Origin of the sequence: Rhizobium tibeticum, from assembly GCF_900110205.1 — a bacterium.
Classification (GTDB): Bacteria; Pseudomonadota; Alphaproteobacteria; order Rhizobiales; family Rhizobiaceae; genus Rhizobium; species Rhizobium tibeticum.
Genome location: NZ_FOCV01000022.1, coordinates 103,016 through 120,485, shown reverse-complemented (window position 1 = coordinate 120,485; position 17,470 = coordinate 103,016). Strand labels below are relative to the sequence as shown.

General features: G+C 56.7%; 15 protein-coding genes and 5 pseudogenes. 6 read left to right on the top strand and 14 right to left on the bottom strand.

Going from position 1 to position 17,470, the window contains the following annotated elements; translation table 11 throughout:
• The 4 genes and pseudogenes from BSG20_RS22770 to BSG20_RS37640 all read right to left on the bottom strand — a co-directional run.
• The coding region (locus BSG20_RS22770) for a transposase (RefSeq protein ID WP_177309872.1) at nucleotides 1–294 on the bottom strand (294 nt) is incomplete at its 3' end.
• A 542-nt stretch (nucleotides 295–836) separates the two neighbouring features.
• Nucleotides 837–1,781 (bottom strand): hypothetical protein, encoded by a 945-nt coding sequence (locus tag BSG20_RS22760; protein WP_143147516.1) that lies wholly within the window; start codon nucleotides 1,779–1,781, stop codon nucleotides 837–839.
• A gap of 529 nt (nucleotides 1,782–2,310) precedes the next feature.
• The gene (locus tag BSG20_RS22755) at nucleotides 2,311–2,712 is read right to left on the bottom strand and encodes an ester cyclase (RefSeq protein ID WP_072378415.1); all 402 of its coding nucleotides are present in this window, start codon (nucleotides 2,710–2,712) and stop codon (nucleotides 2,311–2,313) included.
• Nucleotides 2,713–2,982: 270 nt separating this feature from the next.
• Nucleotides 2,983–3,110: pseudogene (locus tag BSG20_RS37640) on the bottom strand (putative quinol monooxygenase); the annotation flags it as partial.
• A 109-nt stretch (nucleotides 3,111–3,219) separates the two neighbouring features.
• On the opposite strand from BSG20_RS37640, the gene BSG20_RS22745 reads away from it, so the two are divergent.
• On the top strand, nucleotides 3,220–4,200 hold the full coding sequence (locus BSG20_RS22745) for a Vgb family protein (RefSeq protein WP_072378416.1): 981 nt from the start codon (nucleotides 3,220–3,222) through the stop codon (nucleotides 4,198–4,200).
• Nucleotides 4,201–4,296: 96 nt separating this feature from the next.
• Here BSG20_RS22745 and BSG20_RS22740 read toward each other — a convergent pair.
• Nucleotides 4,297–4,790: pseudogene (locus tag BSG20_RS22740) on the bottom strand (AAA family ATPase).
• 646 nt (nucleotides 4,791–5,436) lie between these two features.
• Between BSG20_RS22740 and BSG20_RS22725 the strand changes: the two are divergent.
• The gene (locus BSG20_RS22725; protein ID WP_072378419.1) at nucleotides 5,437–5,937 is read left to right on the top strand and encodes a GNAT family N-acetyltransferase; all 501 of its coding nucleotides are present in this window, start codon (nucleotides 5,437–5,439) and stop codon (nucleotides 5,935–5,937) included.
• A gap of 114 nt (nucleotides 5,938–6,051) precedes the next feature.
• Here the strand turns inward: BSG20_RS22725 and BSG20_RS22720 are convergent, their stop codons facing one another.
• Nucleotides 6,052–6,357, bottom strand: a complete 306-nt coding sequence (locus tag BSG20_RS22720) for a hypothetical protein (RefSeq protein WP_072378420.1) — start codon at nucleotides 6,355–6,357, stop codon at nucleotides 6,052–6,054.
• 472 nt (nucleotides 6,358–6,829) lie between these two features.
• On the opposite strand from BSG20_RS22720, the gene BSG20_RS22715 reads away from it, so the two are divergent.
• Nucleotides 6,830–7,138 (top strand): hypothetical protein, encoded by a 309-nt coding sequence (locus tag BSG20_RS22715; RefSeq protein WP_244541376.1) that lies wholly within the window; start codon nucleotides 6,830–6,832, stop codon nucleotides 7,136–7,138.
• Nucleotides 7,139–7,650: 512 nt separating this feature from the next.
• Here the strand turns inward: BSG20_RS22715 and BSG20_RS22710 are convergent.
• The 4 genes and pseudogenes from BSG20_RS22710 to BSG20_RS22690 all read right to left on the bottom strand — a co-directional run bounded on the left by BSG20_RS22710 (nucleotide 7,651) and on the right by BSG20_RS22690 (nucleotide 10,393).
• Nucleotides 7,651–8,112, bottom strand: coding sequence for a MarR family winged helix-turn-helix transcriptional regulator (locus tag BSG20_RS22710; RefSeq protein ID WP_072378421.1), 462 nt, complete (start codon nucleotides 8,110–8,112; stop codon nucleotides 7,651–7,653).
• Nucleotides 8,113–8,394: 282 nt separating this feature from the next.
• Nucleotides 8,395–9,276, bottom strand: coding sequence for an NmrA family NAD(P)-binding protein (locus BSG20_RS22700; RefSeq protein ID WP_072378423.1), 882 nt, complete (start codon nucleotides 9,274–9,276; stop codon nucleotides 8,395–8,397).
• 526 nt (nucleotides 9,277–9,802) lie between these two features.
• Nucleotides 9,803–10,143, bottom strand: a pseudogene (locus BSG20_RS22695) (NAD(P)(+) transhydrogenase (Re/Si-specific) subunit beta); the annotation flags it as partial.
• On the bottom strand, nucleotides 10,136–10,393 hold the full coding sequence (locus tag BSG20_RS22690) for a hypothetical protein (RefSeq protein ID WP_072378424.1): 258 nt from the start codon (nucleotides 10,391–10,393) through the stop codon (nucleotides 10,136–10,138). The pseudogene BSG20_RS22695 and the gene BSG20_RS22690, both read right to left, overlap by 8 nt.
• Before the next feature lie 176 nt (nucleotides 10,394–10,569).
• Here BSG20_RS22690 and BSG20_RS38890 point away from each other — a divergent pair.
• A pseudogene (locus tag BSG20_RS38890) lies at nucleotides 10,570–10,881 on the top strand (transposase family protein); the annotation flags it as partial.
• Nucleotides 10,882–11,443: 562 nt separating this feature from the next.
• Nucleotides 11,444–12,598 carry an MFS transporter gene (locus BSG20_RS22680; protein ID WP_072378425.1) on the top strand — a complete coding sequence of 385 codons (1,155 nt, stop codon included), beginning with the start codon at nucleotides 11,444–11,446 and terminating at the stop codon, nucleotides 12,596–12,598.
• A gap of 425 nt (nucleotides 12,599–13,023) precedes the next feature.
• Here the strand turns inward: BSG20_RS22680 and BSG20_RS22675 are convergent.
• Together BSG20_RS22675 and BSG20_RS22670 are read right to left on the bottom strand one after the other, a co-directional pair.
• A pseudogene (locus BSG20_RS22675) lies at nucleotides 13,024–13,328 on the bottom strand (DUF3175 domain-containing protein); the annotation flags it as partial.
• Between the two features lie 60 nt (nucleotides 13,329–13,388).
• Entirely contained in the window at nucleotides 13,389–14,117 is a 729-nt protein-coding gene (locus tag BSG20_RS22670; RefSeq protein ID WP_083539963.1) for an MgtC/SapB family protein, read from the bottom strand.
• 263 nt (nucleotides 14,118–14,380) lie between these two features.
• Between BSG20_RS22670 and BSG20_RS36590 the strand changes: the two genes are divergently transcribed.
• Nucleotides 14,381–14,530, top strand: coding sequence for a hypothetical protein (locus BSG20_RS36590; protein ID WP_167371588.1), 150 nt, complete (start codon nucleotides 14,381–14,383; stop codon nucleotides 14,528–14,530).
• A gap of 122 nt (nucleotides 14,531–14,652) precedes the next feature.
• Here BSG20_RS36590 and BSG20_RS22665 read toward each other — a convergent pair whose 3' ends face one another.
• Both BSG20_RS22665 and BSG20_RS22655 read right to left on the bottom strand, forming a co-directional pair.
• On the bottom strand, nucleotides 14,653–15,291 hold the full coding sequence (locus BSG20_RS22665) for a UdgX family uracil-DNA binding protein (protein ID WP_072378426.1): 639 nt from the start codon (nucleotides 15,289–15,291) through the stop codon (nucleotides 14,653–14,655).
• Nucleotides 15,292–16,161: 870 nt separating this feature from the next.
• On the bottom strand, nucleotides 16,162–17,463 hold the full coding sequence (locus tag BSG20_RS22655; protein ID WP_244541383.1) for a GGDEF domain-containing protein: 1,302 nt from the start codon (nucleotides 17,461–17,463) through the stop codon (nucleotides 16,162–16,164).
• Nucleotides 17,464–17,470: the final 7 nt, after the last annotated feature.

Here is a 17,470-nt window from a genome sequence, read left to right as displayed (position 1 = left end):
CTCGGAGCGCTGATACCGTTCAAACAGTTCGGTGGAAAAGTGTCCCGAGCGATCTTGCGGAACACGCAGTTCAAGCTTGCCAACGCGGGTGATCAACGTTCGGCCGTAGTGGCCTGAGCGGTACCCGAGCCGGTCCGGCGTGCGCTCGCTTTTGCCGGCCCCAAGAGCCTCGTCCATCTCCGCTTCCAGCACTTCCTGCATCACTGCGCGGATCACTTCACGCAGGCCGTCAGGGTTCGATAGCAAAATCTCTTTCACTGCAGCACTGGCTGACTTACCATCGGTCTTGGTCATGGTGGCTTTCCCTCCGGGGAATAGGTGACGTTGAACATCACCAGTCTGCCATGGCCGCCCTCATTAAGGAATTTGCAGAACCTTCAGCACTCTACCTTTGCTTCAACTTGGCCTTGAAGAGTTGGGTACCTTGATCTTCGTCCAAAAGACTTGCAGCGACTGACTTGTGAAGCGCCGTATCCCTCCGGTGGGAAGTGGATGAAGTTGAACGCTCCGTTCGGAAGCGCTTCGCGCCGATGGCCGCGAATTCTCAGTAATTATGCGCCGGTCTCACCCGCGTTCAGCGGCGCTCCGCGACATAATGGGTTCCGCCAAAAAACGGTCAGAACCGAGTATCCTTCGAGCAAACGTTTATACCAGCGGCATGTAGGAGCAATCGACCAACAGTGCCCTTTCGTCGACAAAACCAAATCTCGCTTGGCGGTATAGATCGTGGTCAGCCTTTTCTTGGTCTGATTTACAGAAAACAGTTTCGCCGTCGCTAGACCTCATCATTTGATGGGCGTATGGGAATCGGTCGCAAAGCGCCAGGGTGCGAGCTTTCACTTCAAGCATTCGGTAGCTCGCTTGTCGGTCTTCAGAACGAGCAAGAGTAGCCCTCGACGGCCATTGACTAGCAACGCCCTGTTTTCGGCCGGGAGATGGAAGACATCGTACACGTTTCCCGTGACTTCTTCGCTTCTGTCGACCAAATCCCATTTTCTTTCGGCGTTCAGCGTATAGATGCCGTTGTCGGCCAGTTTCACCAGTATGTTCCCAACTGGAAATTCCGTCGGCGGTGGGTAATCGAACCTGGAAGGCAGATCGATCGAAACCTTCTGGCCGTGAATCGCAACAAGATCGCCGACGTAGACCGTCATCCCCTCAAAGTTTTCGTAGGTGTGGGTAGTCTGTTTCGCCGGAAGGCGAGTTGGATCAGCTGGCGGCCACGGCACAGTGTAATTATCGCCGGTTGTCGGGTGAATGAAGATTTCCTTTGCCGCAGTAACTCTTGCCGCCTGGATTCCGTTGAAGCTGTCATCAAAAACCGTGATTTTTCCGCTGTCGTCCCTCACGTATGCGTGGCCGTAACTGGTGAACAAAAGAAGCTTCAGTTCGGGCAGGTCGAACACGTTTCCGGGGCCTGTGCCTCCGACACTCGTATCCCAGGACATTCGTTCGACTTCGCCGGACGATTTGAGCAGGTAGAGCCCCGAATTATCGGAGATGACCGTACCGCCGAATCTGGCAACATAGACGGCCGAGAACGGATGGACGAAAGGCTTCCCATCGGCCGCATAGAGGCGCTGGAATTCCCTTTCGCCCCGCTTGAGCCTGAATACTCCAAGCTTCCAGCTAACGCCGATCACGCCCCCGCTAGCTGTGTCCGACGCATATTCGTCTTGGTAGTGGTCGGGGAAGACGCCTCCGAACCGCACGAACGTTCGTGTGTTGTCGATTGTCCAGACGCCACCGCGGTTCAACGGAAAGATGATCGGGCGGTCCAAGCCAGGCACGGCAACGACCTTGGAAGTCATGCGATGTGGCTGAAACATCTCGGCCTCCACCGGCTGACCGTTATGTACGGGAATCAGGCAGAGCGAGGACGAGTTCCCTGAGAAGATGCTCGCTGCGATGCCAGGCGAACTTGACGCTATGAACGCAAAAAGGGCAGTCGCAAGAGCGGTAGACTTGCTCCGCATGTGACACTCTCACCAACAACGGAAACGTAGAAATTCAATCCACACTACAACAAGCGCCGATCGATGTATCCGGCTAGATCGCCGCGTGGTTTATGAACCGCGCGATTCTTCGAAAGCCGCGAGGTACAGCGCTCTATGACCTTTGCCCGAGGGACGGATGTCGCGACAACCCCACCGCCTGGAACATCCCTAAGTCACCCCTTCGGCCCACGAGAAAAGAGTCTCTTGAAATCCGGGAGAGGGACGAGCGCCGACAGAGAATGGCCGAAGAATCAAGCGGTGGGATATGATGGTGCGGCGCTCGTGGGCCTGCAAACCGATGACAACATTCCCTTTAGTTGCCAGTTGAGACAGCGAGCTGCCGTTCGATCGCTTGCTTGTCCAGAGTCGACCATACGCGGCGAATCTTCGTCCCCTCGAACTCATAGATCACATTCTCCGCGAAGGATACCGTTCGACCATTCACGGGCAGGCCAAGGAATTCGCCTTTCGGCGAGCAGTTGAATGTCAGGCGCGCCGCGATCATTGGCGGCTCGCTGACGATCGTGTCGGCATTGAAATGAAGGTCAGGAATGTCTTGGTAATCCTTGATCAGCATTGCCCGATAGCCTTCCAAGCCAAACGGGCGACCGTTATGTTCGGCATCTTCGCAGACGAACTTCCCCAACTCGTTCCATGCCTGCCGATTGAGGCAGCCCAGATACGACTGATAGATGTCACGCAAGGTCGTCGTCATCGTAGATCAACTCCGTTTTGCTTCCCTATATGTGACGCAAACCACTTTGCGGTGCAGAGTTCTTCACGAGGTGTCTATTGTAGTCCGGCGCTCCATCGGTCAAGCCGGTGGCCCACGCTCGCCAAGTGCTACTTCGCATCGTGCACCTTTTTCCTGACCGAAGAACTTTACCCTACCAGTAGTAGCCATGTCATTCCTCCAAGGCGCTCTGTCGCTCACATGCCGTCCAAATCCGGTGTCCGCAACTGAAATCATCCTCGCTTTGCGTTCTGTGCGCTGTCGAACGGGCTGATGAAAATCGAAGGCGGCACGGTCTACAAAAGTTCTTCTACACGCCACACCAAAGGATCATCCGTTTGCGACACTTCAAAGGAAAGGCAACCTGTCTCCGCTCTGGTCGCCCCTCCCCTGCGGCACTTGTCTTGCGAGTAAAACAGATTGGGTCCAGTATCGGGGCTTGCATCTCCTGCGCGAAACGCGGACAGCCAATCTGTGCGGAGCACTACGATGAAGCCGGCGTCAGTATTTTTCCTGAGCATACTCTTCGCCGCCGCCCCGGACCTAGACGTCGCGCAGGCCGATGACCCAGCGATGGCGCTCCCCAAGCAGGAGTTAAAGGTTCAAGCACAAATCTTGCGCCGGGGTGATTTCATTGCTTTTGGATTCGGCTCCATATGGATGATGACCAGTAATCGGCTGGGTCGTTTCAATCCGGCTGACAACAGCGCAATCGACGTGCCAATTGAGGGCGCAATTGGGCCATATAGGGGCATCGCAATCGGAGAGAGCGCGGTTTGGGTACCGGACATTGGGAGCAAGACCATTTATAAGGTCGATCCGAAGGCGAACCGGGTTGTGATGCGCACCCGCGCAGACTTGTCCGACAGCGAAGGCAGCGTTGGTGTCGGCGCAGGGGCGGTATGGGTTGTCACGATGGCCGGGAAGAAAATCACGTCGAAAGACTACAATCGCGAGCTTAGCCGCTTCAGCGCCTCAACTGGTGTACTGGAAGCAACGCTGCAATTGCCTGCACGTGGGGCGGCCGCCATTTTTGATCATGGCTCGGTTTGGGTCACCGGCTTCAACAAGAATGAACTCTATCGCGTCGACCCGGTGACCAATCGTATCGTCGCGACAATTGCTCTGCACGAACGCCCGCGTTTCCTGGCATCGGGTGAAGGGTCAGTCTGGGTCGCCAACCAGGGTGACGGTACGGTGCAGCGGATCGACGCCAGAAGCAATGAGGTGATCGCGACGATTGAGACCGGCGCAGGAGGCGGCGGTGGCGATATCGCGTTTGGCGGCGGATTTACATGGGTCACCTCGCATGAGTGGCCCGTCATCAAGATCGACGCCAAGAACAATCAGCTTGTTGGAAAGTTCAATGCGCCTCGCGACGCGGAAGACATGGGAGATGCCATCCGTTATGGCGCGGGCTCGGTATGGGTTTCGGGCACATCATTATTTCGGATCGACCCCTCCCAATAGCGTTTGAACGACACGGACGCCTTGATGGCAGTGGCATAGCCCATGAGTACAATTCCCCTGCGGGCAGCCCATTGCGGTGATCAAGAACAGCGGGGTTCATCGTAAAAGCGCCTGGGGCAGGTGCCTCAAGATGTAATCGGCACGTTGATCGACAGCCAATTTTGGTAACACCCGAACTTTGTAACCGAGTGCTGGATATATGTTTATGAGGCGCTCATATTCGGCAATTGCGCTCTCTAAATCGTGACGTCGCTCTGGGTCGGCGTGGTATATTTCAGGCCAAGGAGGAGCCACAAACACCTCCTCGTGATAGCGGTTCTTGGCGAGCAGATCGCTCGAAATTGCCTCTCCTGTCGCATGATGCAAAGCTGCGACTGCATCGACCAAGTCTTGAAGAGCCATTCTGATTGCACAATGAGCGAAAGCAGCCATGTTGACCCATGGTAAAGCTTCACCAGCTTTTCAAGTTGCTGCTTGACGATGCGCCGCCCAGGCTCCTCCGCAACGGCAAAACCCCGTTTAGCAAGTTCTGCAAGGAGGGTTGATTTGCCGCCGCCTGAACAGCCAGAAAGAATTACAAATTTGCCCATGGTTCATCCGCAAATGTCAACGCGTCCGGACCTGACACCCGAAACTGAAGGCTGCCTTCTCTGTCGATGGCAGAAACTCGCGCGGTTTCCAACTGGGCGCGCAACGCTTCGCATCCCGAAAACTCTCTCGACAACAGCTTTTCCACGAGCCGAAATTCGTTCGCGGTCAAAGGACGGCATGCACGAGACATTTCCCCTCCGTTGGTTCGTCTGCTGGTTGATCCTATACATAGCCAACCGAGTTGCGAAAGCTGGCCGGCTCCTTCCGCGGCTTCACCTCCGATGACTTCGCCGCGATGACCGCTCTTGGCGGCGTGCTTCAGATGTGGGAGGCTTCAGTCGCCAGTCAGAAACGTCCCCGTTGCCTGCGCCAGCAGCACGTCATTGTCGGCGCGCAAATCCAATTCCGTAAAAGACTTATCCCGATCGCGCAGGTTTTAACCACATCTAGCGTTGGCGCATGAGGAACTGTTCCGCTCCATTATAGGGCAGAATGGGCGAAAGCCCCGTTTCCGACACGCTGGCCAACTATCGGCGGCCGCCGCTGGAGAAGGGCTCCGCCCTAAGCACCTGTTGCGAGACAGGTCAGCGATTTTGCGCTATAGGGTAGCAATTGTCGCTAGGCAGTTGCTACCTGAGGCGGTTCATGGAAGTCCGTGAAATCATTTCTCCGACTGACTTCGAAGAGGCACATATGCTCATCAATGCCATGGGCAAATGGGACGCCGAAGAGTCACGCAGGTTCGGGGTGCCCGATGTTGTATTGATGGATTACATCTACGGACACACGATAGAAACTCTAATGGAAAAGTTCAGACAACGCGGCGCGGGATTCTTCCTAGCCAGCGTGGATAAATATATTGCCGGATGCGCTGGCTATTCGAAGTCAGACGACGGTATTGCCGAATTACAGAAAATGTACGTTCGCCCTGAGGCGAGAGGCAGAGGCGTTGCGAAGGGCCTGATGACCGCCTGCCTAGATAGAATGCGCGATGATGGATACGCAAGTGTGAGGTTGGAAACCGTCACGTTTATGAGTGATGCCATAGCTCTGTACGAAGGCTTTGGTTTCAAGCGCAGCGGCCATTTCCGAGCCGTTCCCCAAAGCTTGAAGCCCATCACGATTTTCATGGAGAGGACGCTCTAAGCACCCAATCCCCGGTGAACTTCTTTCTGCCAAGCGACCGGCATCATAGAGATCCTATGAGGAGGGTGGAGCGATCAGCACTGTGGCAAAGTGAGGTCGCTGAACACAAACACCCTACCAGGCTCGCGACGCCCGCAAATTGACCAGATCGAGGTTGTTGGGGTTGAAGGCGACTGCTTGGAGAACCAGCTCGAAGCCTCGATCATGGGCTGGCGGAGCATCGACCGCGCTCAGGTTGATCGCCTGGTGGCCGCGATCCGGCAAGCGCCTGTAGGCGGTGTTCCCGTCGGTTACGAGCAGGCTGCCGATGGCTGGTGTCCCGGATGAAGGCGTGGAGACTCTCACGGTTGATGTGTACGATGCAATGCAGGCGGCATCGTGCTGGATATTTCCCGCCGTGCACCTCGCGGCATCGATCATGAAAATCTTGCCTACGGAACTGCGCCCTGCGCACCGCCCTCCGTTCGATCCAACAGTGACACCGATCCCATCCTGATGCGGTGAACTAATGCGAACGCTCAGTGTCAGTTGATCAGCAAATTCCGGCTGGTGATAAAGTGATCGTCTTTCACGTCCTCTTCGATCATTGACACCGGCGTGGGTCAGATGCACGATTTTGCGGCATTATGGGGCAAGTGGGCACCTGCTCCAAAGCCGGAACTCAATCAAGAAGCCGCGATCAACGGTCGTCCGCACCGCGACCAGCAGGTGTACGCAACGGGCCTTGACGATTGCGGGCCGGCGCTTCGCGAGTCCCAGTCTCGCCCTGAACTCCAAGCCGCGTAAAACCTGTCGATAACCCTAATCACACCATTTATTAGCGCGGGCTAATTCTGCTACGCTTGTGCCATCCTAGCAGTTAACGGCTCTATCGAATGACACGGAGGCTGGCTTGCGAAAGATTTTAGTGAACGAAGACTACCTCGACATGGGCACCCCTGCTGGGAGCAGCGTGCTCCTAAAAGGCGTGGTGTTCGACAACATTAGCACCAGCCAATGGGTTCATCCCCCTCTCCGCGACTTTTCCTTCATCAAATATGCCCTCAAGACTCTATGCCGTGAGAGCGGGATTGTGCGGGACAGGAAGGCTACGGTTGAAGTCGCGGCACTGTTGATGGCTCTGGTCAAGGAAGGCGTGCATTGCGAGGCGGAGCTGGTAGACCGCGCGCGCCAGAGATGGTCCGCGGCGAAGGTCCATTAGATCACCGCGGATTGTTGCGGACGTAGCGACTGCCGCCTTGGGTGCCGACGATCCTCAGAGCTGTGCTGTCATCACCGACTCCCTCGCCGGTCTCACTTGCTTCGACAAGATGTTCCCCAAGGCAGACGGGGTCATCTGTGGCATCGACTTCCGGATCGGCGTCTGACACGGACGGTGGTGACGAGGCCGCTGTTCGGTGGAAAGTCGACGCCCCTCGGCGACTCTCGAACGCAAACAGCTTTGGTCGAGCCTCGCGAATACAAAAGCATGGCTTCGGTCCGCTGTCCCCTCCAACGCATTGATCGGGAACCTTTTTTACGGAACGCGAGTTTCTACCATACCCAACGGTAGGAGGAACCGATGAGTGATCGTCGTCTTGGAATGCTAATTGCCATTGAAGCCTGCATTCTTTTCTGGGCCGCCACAGCGTTCTTAATGTTCGGGTGAGTATGGTTTACCCGTTTTTTCAGCCGATAGCACGACGCACGAAAATCTGACGAATCGAAGGAAGTTCAGTCTTCCGAAGAGGTCGTCGCCATGCCGCCGACTGCGATTTCTCTCAGCCCCCGCCGTAGCGTTGCGACGTTTGCTGCGCCATTCAACTGCTCGAATTCTAGCTGCGCCTTCTCCCAGAGCGGCTCCGCTCTCTTATGCAGGCGACGACCTTCATCGGTGAGTTCAACAATTCGAACCCGGCCGTCCGCGGGTGACGGCTTAATCGTGACGAACCCGTCGCGTTCCAGGAAGCCAACCATCTTTCCCATCGCAGTCCGCTCGATGTCGAGCCGTTCGGCAAGAGCGTTGACAGCGGCACCGTCAGCCTCGTCGAGAGCCGCCAGTGTCAGGAACTGCGTGATACGCAGCCCGACGGGCTCAAGATGGCCGTCGTAGAACCGCGTGATCTGTCGGCTCGCCTTTCTCATGGCGGAGCAGTTGCATTTATCGATTCCAAGCGGTTGGTTCGCCGACAACATCTCGTTTCCTTTCAATTCCTATTCATCGCCCGTACGTGAGGCGCGAAGTCCTGAGGTTCTCCGCGCCTCGTGGTCCGCTGCTAGTGCTGTCTCCGCCATCTTAGTGTTTAGATCAACACTGGCGGCGGGGTAATGTAGCCGGGCACCCCGGCTGCAAGCGTGCTCTTCAGCAGCGCGATTCCCTCGTCGGCCATGATCTCGCTCTTACCAGCGGCGAGCGCGTCATACGGATGACGCTCACCTTGAGTATTCGACGGTTCAGACTCCTTGCCTTGACGGTGCTCACGCGAAGGCGGCGCGATTGTTGGCGATGAATTGCTGGACCGAGAGTGCCGGCGTTCCGGTGATCTTCTCGACGGCATCGTTCGTGCCCGCGAAGATGCCATCCCGATAGTTCTGGGCGACTTCGATCAGGTGCTGCACTAGGAAAGGCGGGAACTTGTAGAGATTTTCCATCTTGTCCTTGAACGCTTCGATCGAGGTTGGCGCATATTCGATCTTCGCGCCAAGGACGTCGCTGACGACGGCCGCGATCTCGGTGTGGTCCATCTCGACCGGGCCATGGAGCGGGTAGATTTTGCCTTCATGGCCGCGCGGATTAGCAAGAACATGGGCAATCACCCGACCTTGGTCATCGGCGGCGATGGGCGCATGACGACCGTTCTCAAACGGGAACTCGATCTTCTTCTTGCTCCAAATCTCCTTCGCAAAATGCGGATAGACGAGCCAATCGGCAAAGAAGGTCGGGCGGAGATGCGTCGTCGGGACACCTGACCAGTCGAAGACCCGCTCGGAGACCCAATGGTCCTGGGCCGCGTGGCTCGCCGACTCCCGACGCGCCGAAATTTGCGACATGTTGACGATTGCCGTGATGCCCGCTTCCTTCGCGGCCTGTGCGAAATAGGCCGCAGCACCAAGAATACCCGGCGCGATCGGATGCAAGAAATAGGCCGATCGGATGCCTTCCATTGCGGTCCGGATGTCATCGATGTTGGTGAAGTCCCCGACGGCGATATCAACTCCCCGCTGCCTGAGGGCCGTCGCCCGCTCATCGTCCGAGCGCACGTAGGCCCGCACGCTTTTGCCCATCTTGAGCAGTTCATCGATAGCGGCACCTCCCGTCCGTCCGGTGGCACCACTTACAAGTATCTCAGCTTGGTTCATAACCTTACTCCGTTTTCGCATAGGAGCATATGCCCCTAATAGCCCATATAGGAGCATATACTCCTAACGTCAAGCTCGGCTCCATTTATGCTGGTCTTCGCCCTCGCCTCGATCCTGTTCAGGTGGCGGCGGACTAAACACATGCCCGTGCAAAAGCGACGTGTTCATCAAGGCAGAAGTCGTAGAAGACCTGCGCCGGAACCGCCTGAGATCCCATCATTGCTCAATTCTCCGCAAGTCATGCGACGATTGAATCACCCCACTACAGCGCCAGCAATGCCGAGTTTTTCAACACAAGCGGCCGATAGCGGTTCAGCCGCGCAACGGTCTCTCAAATGACCTGCCCGAACGGCACGCCGCTCCCCTTGCCTGTCCATTCGCGCCTCGATACGCAAATTGGCAGCACGCGCTTTGACGCCAAGCAAGCTTGCGCCGCCCGGCGTTTCATCGAATGCGACAGAAGCAGTTCTGCGGGAGGCGGTCAGCACGGAAACGCTGACCGCCGTCCTGCCCTCGACGCCATCTGTCAGGCCATCAGTGGAATTAGTCCATTCGGCGGCTTCTTGGCGTCGCCATAGAACATCCGCGTATTATCCGTGTAAAACAGCGGGTTCTCGATGCCGGAGTAGCCCGTTCCGTACCCTCGCTTCGAGACGAAGTCATTCTTGGCCTTCCAGACTTCAAGTACTGGCATGCCGGCAATCGGTGAGTTTGGATCTTCCAATGCGGCCGGATTGACGATGTCATTCGAGCCAATAACAATTTAGACATCGGTATTCGAGGTGTCCTCATTCATCTCTTCCATTTCAAGAACGATGTCGTAGGGAACCTCGTCTCCGCAAGAAGAACGTTCATATGACTAGCGATCAGCACGATCCGTTTCAGCAGCGGGCCAATCGTTCGAGGGCTCGTCCACAACATCGCGTGCTGGGACATAGTCAGCTGCATCGGGATCGTGTTCCAGCTCCTCACGAAGCCGTTTCACCTTGGTGGTAATTGCGTCGAATATGTCTTGTTGTCTCACTCCGAAGACCACATATCTATCGACAAGCTCAAGCAGGCGCAATTCAAGGTCGGCGCGCCAAGTCGATGGGTCGGGCTCAGCTGAATTGTCCATCACGCATACCTCCGCGGGTGAAACGACGAGAGACATACTTCTTCAGCTATCATCCACCTTTTTGACGCTATTGCCCACCTCCCGGCTGTCAATCGGCGTCAAAAATTAGCTCTGGCTCAGTTTTGATGCAGTTGTACCGATGCTATTTTGCTGGTTTCCCCAAAGGAATCAGCATGATGAGCACTAAGCTTCGCCCCTCTGATCTGGTACCTGCTGGTTTCATCGCCGAACGCATCACCCACATTGACGATGAGACCTGCATCTTGCTTTCCCGAGCCGGCGCTCCCGCGGCGTGTCCGGCATGCGGACGAATGTCGCGAACGGTTCGAAGTCGCTATTGCCGCCAAGTCGCGGACCTTCCCCTCTCTGCAAGACGCGTCAGGCTGCTCGTACAGAGACGAAGGTTCGCTTGCGACGCCGTTCTCTGCGGCAGACAAATATTTGCTGAGCGGTTTGGCGAGGTGCTGCCGCCCTATGCCAGACGAACCCGCGGCGACCAGGCCGGGAACGTTGTGTCGGGGAATAGCGCGGCGGCGACGATCCGAAACTCGGTCAATATGCATGCCATCGATGGGCATGAAATTCTCCATGCGCTTCTTGGAACCTCTGCGTCTCAGCATCTGCCCCCGCGTCGTTCATGACGAGCGTTCGGCCGATACCCATCCCCGGTTCAGGCGTTCGGCCGAGGAATTTGGTCGCTGAAACAGGTGCGCGTCAATGTGATTCTAATACTCGGCGATTGTTACCTGTTGTCAGGCGACGCTGACTCGCGTATATCGTGTACAGCTGGTGCAACCCGCGGATGGCCTCCCAGCTCCGCGCAGCAGCTGTTCCCTCTGGAGGTGAAAACCTTCATACCTATGGGCCTCGGTTTCCGATGGCCCATTTTTCTAGTCCGCTTGAAGGCACGCTGCGGTGTAACCGCCCAGCGGCGAAGCTCGAACGACCGGTGCGACATCTTCGAGCTTATCTCCAGCGGATTGCCGACCCTCAGGTTATTGTTCTAGAAACCTGCCATCTAACTCAACCGACGTGTCCCCGGAGCCCAAAATGCACATCGAACCGCAACACCGGATATACGTCTGCTTTTTTCTCTTCGCGGTTTCCATGGGAGCCATGCTTTCGCGCCTTCCCGATTTGCAGGACGCTCTTCTGGTTGACAAATCCGAGCTTGGCCTGACTCTGATCGGAGCAGCAATCGGCGCATTGATCTCTCTTACTTTGTCATCGCCGCTTGTGGCGCGTCTCGGAGCACGCGCCACCGCATTCATCACTGTACTCGGAACGTCCGCGCTGCTGGCGCTCGTCCCCTGGATGAACGCAGCCCCCTTGGTATTTGGCCTTCTGATATGCGAAGGGCTGCTGGCGGGGGCGCTCGAGATCAATCTCAATGTTGAAATCGACCGTATCGAGGCCCAACTTGGCAGGGGTGTGATGAACCGAGCCCATGGATTCTGGAGTCTAGGTTTCTTCGTGACCGCGCTCGTCTCTTCGGCAGTTCGCCAAGCCGGTGTATCTATGCAGGTACACCTCGCGCTCACGTTCGCCCTTGTCCTGATCATCGGAACCATAACAATCGCGGGCATGAAGAACGCGCCAGCCCGGGTCGCTCGCGAACCCGTAAAGGCGGAACATATTGCTTTACCCACACTCGGCTTGCTACCTCTCTGCGTGATCGGTATTGCGGCGTTCCTCGTCGAAGGCGCAGGCATTGATTGGTCTGCGATCTATATGCGTGACGTCTTTCACGTAGAACCGTTCGTCGGCGGGCTGGGGCTAACGCTGTTCACATTCTTTATGGCGTTGACAAGATTATTCGCCGATCCTTTCGTTGACCGCTTTGGATCGCGCATGGTGGCTCTTGTCCTTCTCGTTCTTTCAGCGGCGGGGCTATTTTCGGTTTGGATGGCGCCACATCCTTTTGTCGCGCTCTTCGGATTTGCGCTCATGGGAGGCGGATGCAGTGCGGTCTACCCCCTAGCGGTCTCTGCAGCAGCCCAGCGCACCGACAGGGCGGCGCATGTGAACGTGGCGGCGCTTGGACAAATGTCATTCGTTGTGTTTTTCCTTGCCCCACCCATGCTTGGTGTCGTCGCCGAGCACGCCGGGATTCGCGTATCGTATTTGATATGCATCCCTGTCATCGTCATGGCGCTCTTTTGTTGCAACTCTCTTGCTCCACGCCTCAGGCTTATTGCGGCTTGAAGGGTGTTGTTGGGCCCACGCATGCGAGAAGCCGATAAAAAAGAGGCCACTACTTACCAACGTCCCATCGATCGGGCGTGCGGCGGACCTAACGCGCATCCGCGAGGCTTTCATCACCACAATGTATGACAACCCAGCTAGGGCACCCCGCGGCCAGCTAGATTCACCGTTTTAAGAGCCCAGACCTGCTCGCTGAACGACTGACCGGGTTACAGGTCGAGCGCACAGGTGTGGTGTCACGCCGCCATCTCCCCGTGGCTCCACGTTAGACGGCGCCAGGAGTTGAGCATGGCGGCGGACTTGGCACGGTTCCCACATGGAACTTGGCAGAGGAAAGATGTACCTGGCCTAAAGGCTGATTTTTACCAGCGGTCTATCGTCACGCCTTCAATGTCACCCATATGACTTTCGTGGCGTTTCTCACCCTTGAGCTTCCGCCCGAAATCTTTGCGACGTTCGTCCTTGGCTTTATCCAGCTTCGCTCGTTGCGCCTTGGAGAGTTGCTGTCCTGCGCGGTTGATATAGACAGCATTGACATGGCCGATTGGGAGCGACTTGCTTTTCGCCGGCTTCGTTCGGCCGACTATTTCAACGAACTGGCAATCTTCTTAGCACTCTGCTGCTTGAACACATCCTCCTCAAGATCAATCGTGTCGCTGTTATCAGTTACCTCTTGCGACCATTTCTCTTCTCTTCCTTTGGCATTTTGACTGCTCCAATGCTGGCGGATGCACTGATGCTAGCCGTGGAAATGGGCGAAGGTTTCAACTGAAGATCCGCGGGCTGGACGTCACACGGGATGCTCGTTAAGTGCAAAATGCTCCACCTTGAAATGCCGCTGAAGCTCACGATGAACGGCTTCGGTGTTGGCGGATGCCCTGGCCTTCCATCTAACGTCGAACACCAGCAACTGCTGGGCATCGTGGCGAGTGCGGCTTGAGACGAACCGAACCTCGCAATCATAGGCGCCGAGGACCTGTCTCAGTTCCGCAGCGCCAAGTATTCCATCACCAAGGATTTCAACCGTGGCCCGCTGCCGCCTTGCAAGCCACTGATCCAGGACCTGCATCGGGGAAAGAAAGAAAAAGGCGACTGCGGTACCGACAATACCGATGCCCAGTTGTCCGCCGCCGAAGCAAAGGCCGATTGTGGTCATGGCCCAGATGGTTGCAGCCGTTGTGACGCCAGTCACGAAGTTTCCTCGATGCAGGACCGCGCCACCGCCGATGAAGCCCACGCCCGTTAGTACGCCAAGCGCAAAGCGCAGAACGTCCATACGGGCAAAGCCGGAATGTTCGTCATTTCCCTCCACCACCAGTAACGCGTTGGCCTGCAGCATGGCAAGGCACGCCGCCAGGCCAACGAGGACAGTCGTTCTGAAGCCAGCGGCATGCCCGCCCTTTTCCCTGTTGATGCCGATGAGGGAAGCCGCGACAACGGTCAGCAGCACGCGCAGGAGAATGTCCGGCCAGGTGAGTTCCTCGGACATTCTGTTCAGAACAAGATCCCATGGATCCATTGTCAGGCCTCCGGAAATGCTGCCTCAGTGCAATTGATGATCGCCGCCTGGCGGCAGTGTCGATGGTAACTCACTCATGGCCGAGAGTGCTGACATGAATCGGCCATTTGGGTCAGTTTCCAGCCAGATAAGCCCCCCCTCATCGGAATGTTCCGTCCGTCGCGATCTGAGGCCGAGGAGACTGCGTGGTTGCGGGGCGCTCAATCCTGTAGCGGGAACCAAAATGAACTGGGTTGCATTGTTTCGGTGGAAGGAGACACCCCATGTCCTTCGATCCGAACAGCGATTGGCATCACGATGAGGAACTGAAGAAGCGGAAGGATGAGCGTCGTCCACCATTGTTTTGGTGGTCGTGGCTTGCAATTGCCGCTGTCGGGATCCTGATCTTGATCCTGGCCGTCTTGCTTCGATGAAATCATGTTGGCACCTCGGTTTGCCTGCAGCCGGCCTCACCCTCTCCGCCTTGTTGGCCCGTCCCGTCTCAGCGCTGCTCCCGCAGACCGGGCGCTCCCCGTCCTCCAAATCCGAGAGCGAACTATGCATCCTCAAGAAGCGTCGCGACGGCTTTCAGGTCATCGACAAAGCGCGCTCTGCTTTGCTGACCGGCGGGCTGGTCGAGCATTCGCAAAAGCGCCGAGGGATGTATCGTGACAAACACAGACAGTCCGGCCGGCGAACGAAGGACAGAGCCTCGGTCGCGGGTGACCTTTGCTTGTGGCCCGAGCAAGGAATAAACCGCCGTCGCGCCGAGGGCCACGACGAGTTTCGGCCGTATGAGGCGCAATTCTGCTGCCAGCCACCATGCGCAGATCTGAACCTCTCCCCTGGTCGGTTTGGCGTGGATGCGACGTTTGCCGCGAGGTTCAAACTTGAAGTGCTTTACGGCATTGGTGACGTAACAGGCATCGCGTTCGATACCCGCTTCCTCCAGACAGCGATCCAGCAGCTTTCCCGCAGGGCCAACGAACGGTTGCCCGGCAACATCCTCCTTGTCGCCCGGCTGCTCGCCAACGAAGACAACTTTGGCCTTGGTCGGACCTTCCCCAAACACCAACTGTGTTGCGTGTTTGTAGAGGTCGCATCGTGTGCAGGTCGTCGCTTCCCGGTGAACTTCGCCTAGGCTCGTGCCCAATGCACCTGGTTGCGCCAATGTCGGGCCGAGCAGTTCTGACATGCCTGTTTCTCCTCCGTTAACACTCAGCCGAAGGTCGCGGAGTGCTGATATCACGGCCACCGCAGACCAGTGTGATCGCCGTGTAGCGCAGGCAAGGCTAGAACAATCGGCCAGCCGCTTCGTTCCACGATTTCTCAGGCCCTGTCCTCAAAGTGCGGTCACAGTCATAACAGGGACTATCAATCTCGGGATGGGCGAAGCCGCTGATCGCAGCACCACCAAGGCACTGCCTGCAAGCAGCTTTTTTTCGTGTTGCCGCCCGGCATGGCGCATTTCGCCTACTTCGACGAACCGACAGTCATCCACATTACGACGACTGGCCTATGGGCCATCAAGTATGTCAATCCGGCGGACGATCCGCAAAAATCGAAATAGCTAACCATAGCATTGAAGACGAACTGCCTCGCTCTGTGGGGCTTCTTTGTGACCGTACTCTGACAGAGAGGAACGTCCGCAGAGGGCCGTCGATTGTTGGATGGCCGCGCGGCTCGCTCATTTCGATAAAACGAACCGCGCAGACGCAGTCAAAAGGGATGCCGCACCCTCTATCCCTGCGGCACGAAGATCCGGCAGCAGACCTACGCTAACCCGATCCTGGTCTTTTCACCGAAAGGTAGTGCAAACTACGCCAAATTGGTGAAGTGCCAGCAATGATCGGTTGTGGTTTGATGGACCGGACAGATGCGGCATCACAGTATTGCGTCAGAGCCCGCCAGCATCTGGGCGGGCTCATTCATTCCTCAAATTGTGGCCAAGTTACCGGGCTGGCAGCGGCTTTGGCCGCTCCAGGGCAACGCCACAGCCAATCCTGTCTGAGATGCTGCAGATGATGGCGTCTCCGCGACAAGAGGCTTTGTCACGGCACAACGATTAGGGAATTCGCTGAACACGCCCTTCCCTGCTCCCCTTCGACAGCGACGAATCGGCCTCGGCGCGATTGCGCCCGGATCGCTTAGCGTCGTACAACGCGCGATCAGCTTTCTCGAGGAGGTCGCCGGGTTCCTCCGAAGTCGAGGTGGTGAAGGAGACCCCGATGCTGCCAGTAAAGCGCAAATAGGTTCCATCCACGCTTTGGGTTTCAAGTTGCTCTATTTTCCTGCAGAGGAACCGAGCATATTCAAGCGCGTGATCGGACGAAGGAGCATCGTACACGACCACGAATTCCTCACCTCCAAACCTGGCAGCCAAGGCATTCGAAAGATCCGGTATGTTTTCAAGGAGGCTAGCGAGCGATTTGAGACAGCGATCGCCGGTCGGATGTCCGAAGCGATCGTTGACCGATTTAAAGTGATCGATGTCAATGAGCAGAATGGCTGTGCCCGACTCCGGCGACGACCTCTGAATCGCCGCGGCCAAAAACCTCTCGAAGGTTCTGCGATTGGCCAGACCCGTCAGAGGGTCTTTCTCGGCAAGCGCCTGCAGTACCAAATTTGTGCGGCGCAGTTCACTAGCCGCATTCCCATAAGAGATGATTGCGTCTCCAATCAACGCCAACTCTTTTAACAACGGCCTGTTCTTTTCGACAAGGAGAGGTTCGTCTTTCTCGATCCGTTTAAGGTTGCTGATTGCCGCAACGATTGGAACTGCCAAGTGCCGGCGGGCTAGTACAAGCAAAAGAGGTACGGAGAGGGCGGGAATAATGAGAACGATGATCACGACATTCCGCACTGCGACCGCGCTCTTTTGAATGCCTCCGGCGATTTCGTCGGCCACGAGAGCGGAGTTGCCACTGACCTCCTTGCCCATCATTTCAATGATGCGCATCGCCTCCTCATAGGCGACCAGATCCGCTGTCGATTTGCCGGATCCCGGGGTAGTCTGATCACCGTTTCGCTGATCTACTTCGTCCCGATTTTTCTGGTGCGCAGCTGCGATCGTCTTCGCGAGGCTGGCCACCTTGCGAGAGCCACCAGTCAGGGTGGCTGACCCATCAAAACCGAAACCCTGAGCGAGAGCCTGGATTTGCAGCTGAAGCTGTCGTTCCAAACGGCGATCGTTGGCAAGAAATATCGCTCGAACGAGGGATGACATCCTTTCGATTTTAACCGCGTTCCGAGTCTGCGACAAAATCAGCGGGATCTGTCGCTCGCGCGTTACAATCGCCTCATTTTCGATGCGAGTCAGTAAGAGGCCCGCGCCTGCCGCAGCGATCGCCGAGTAAATGACCACCACAAACAAA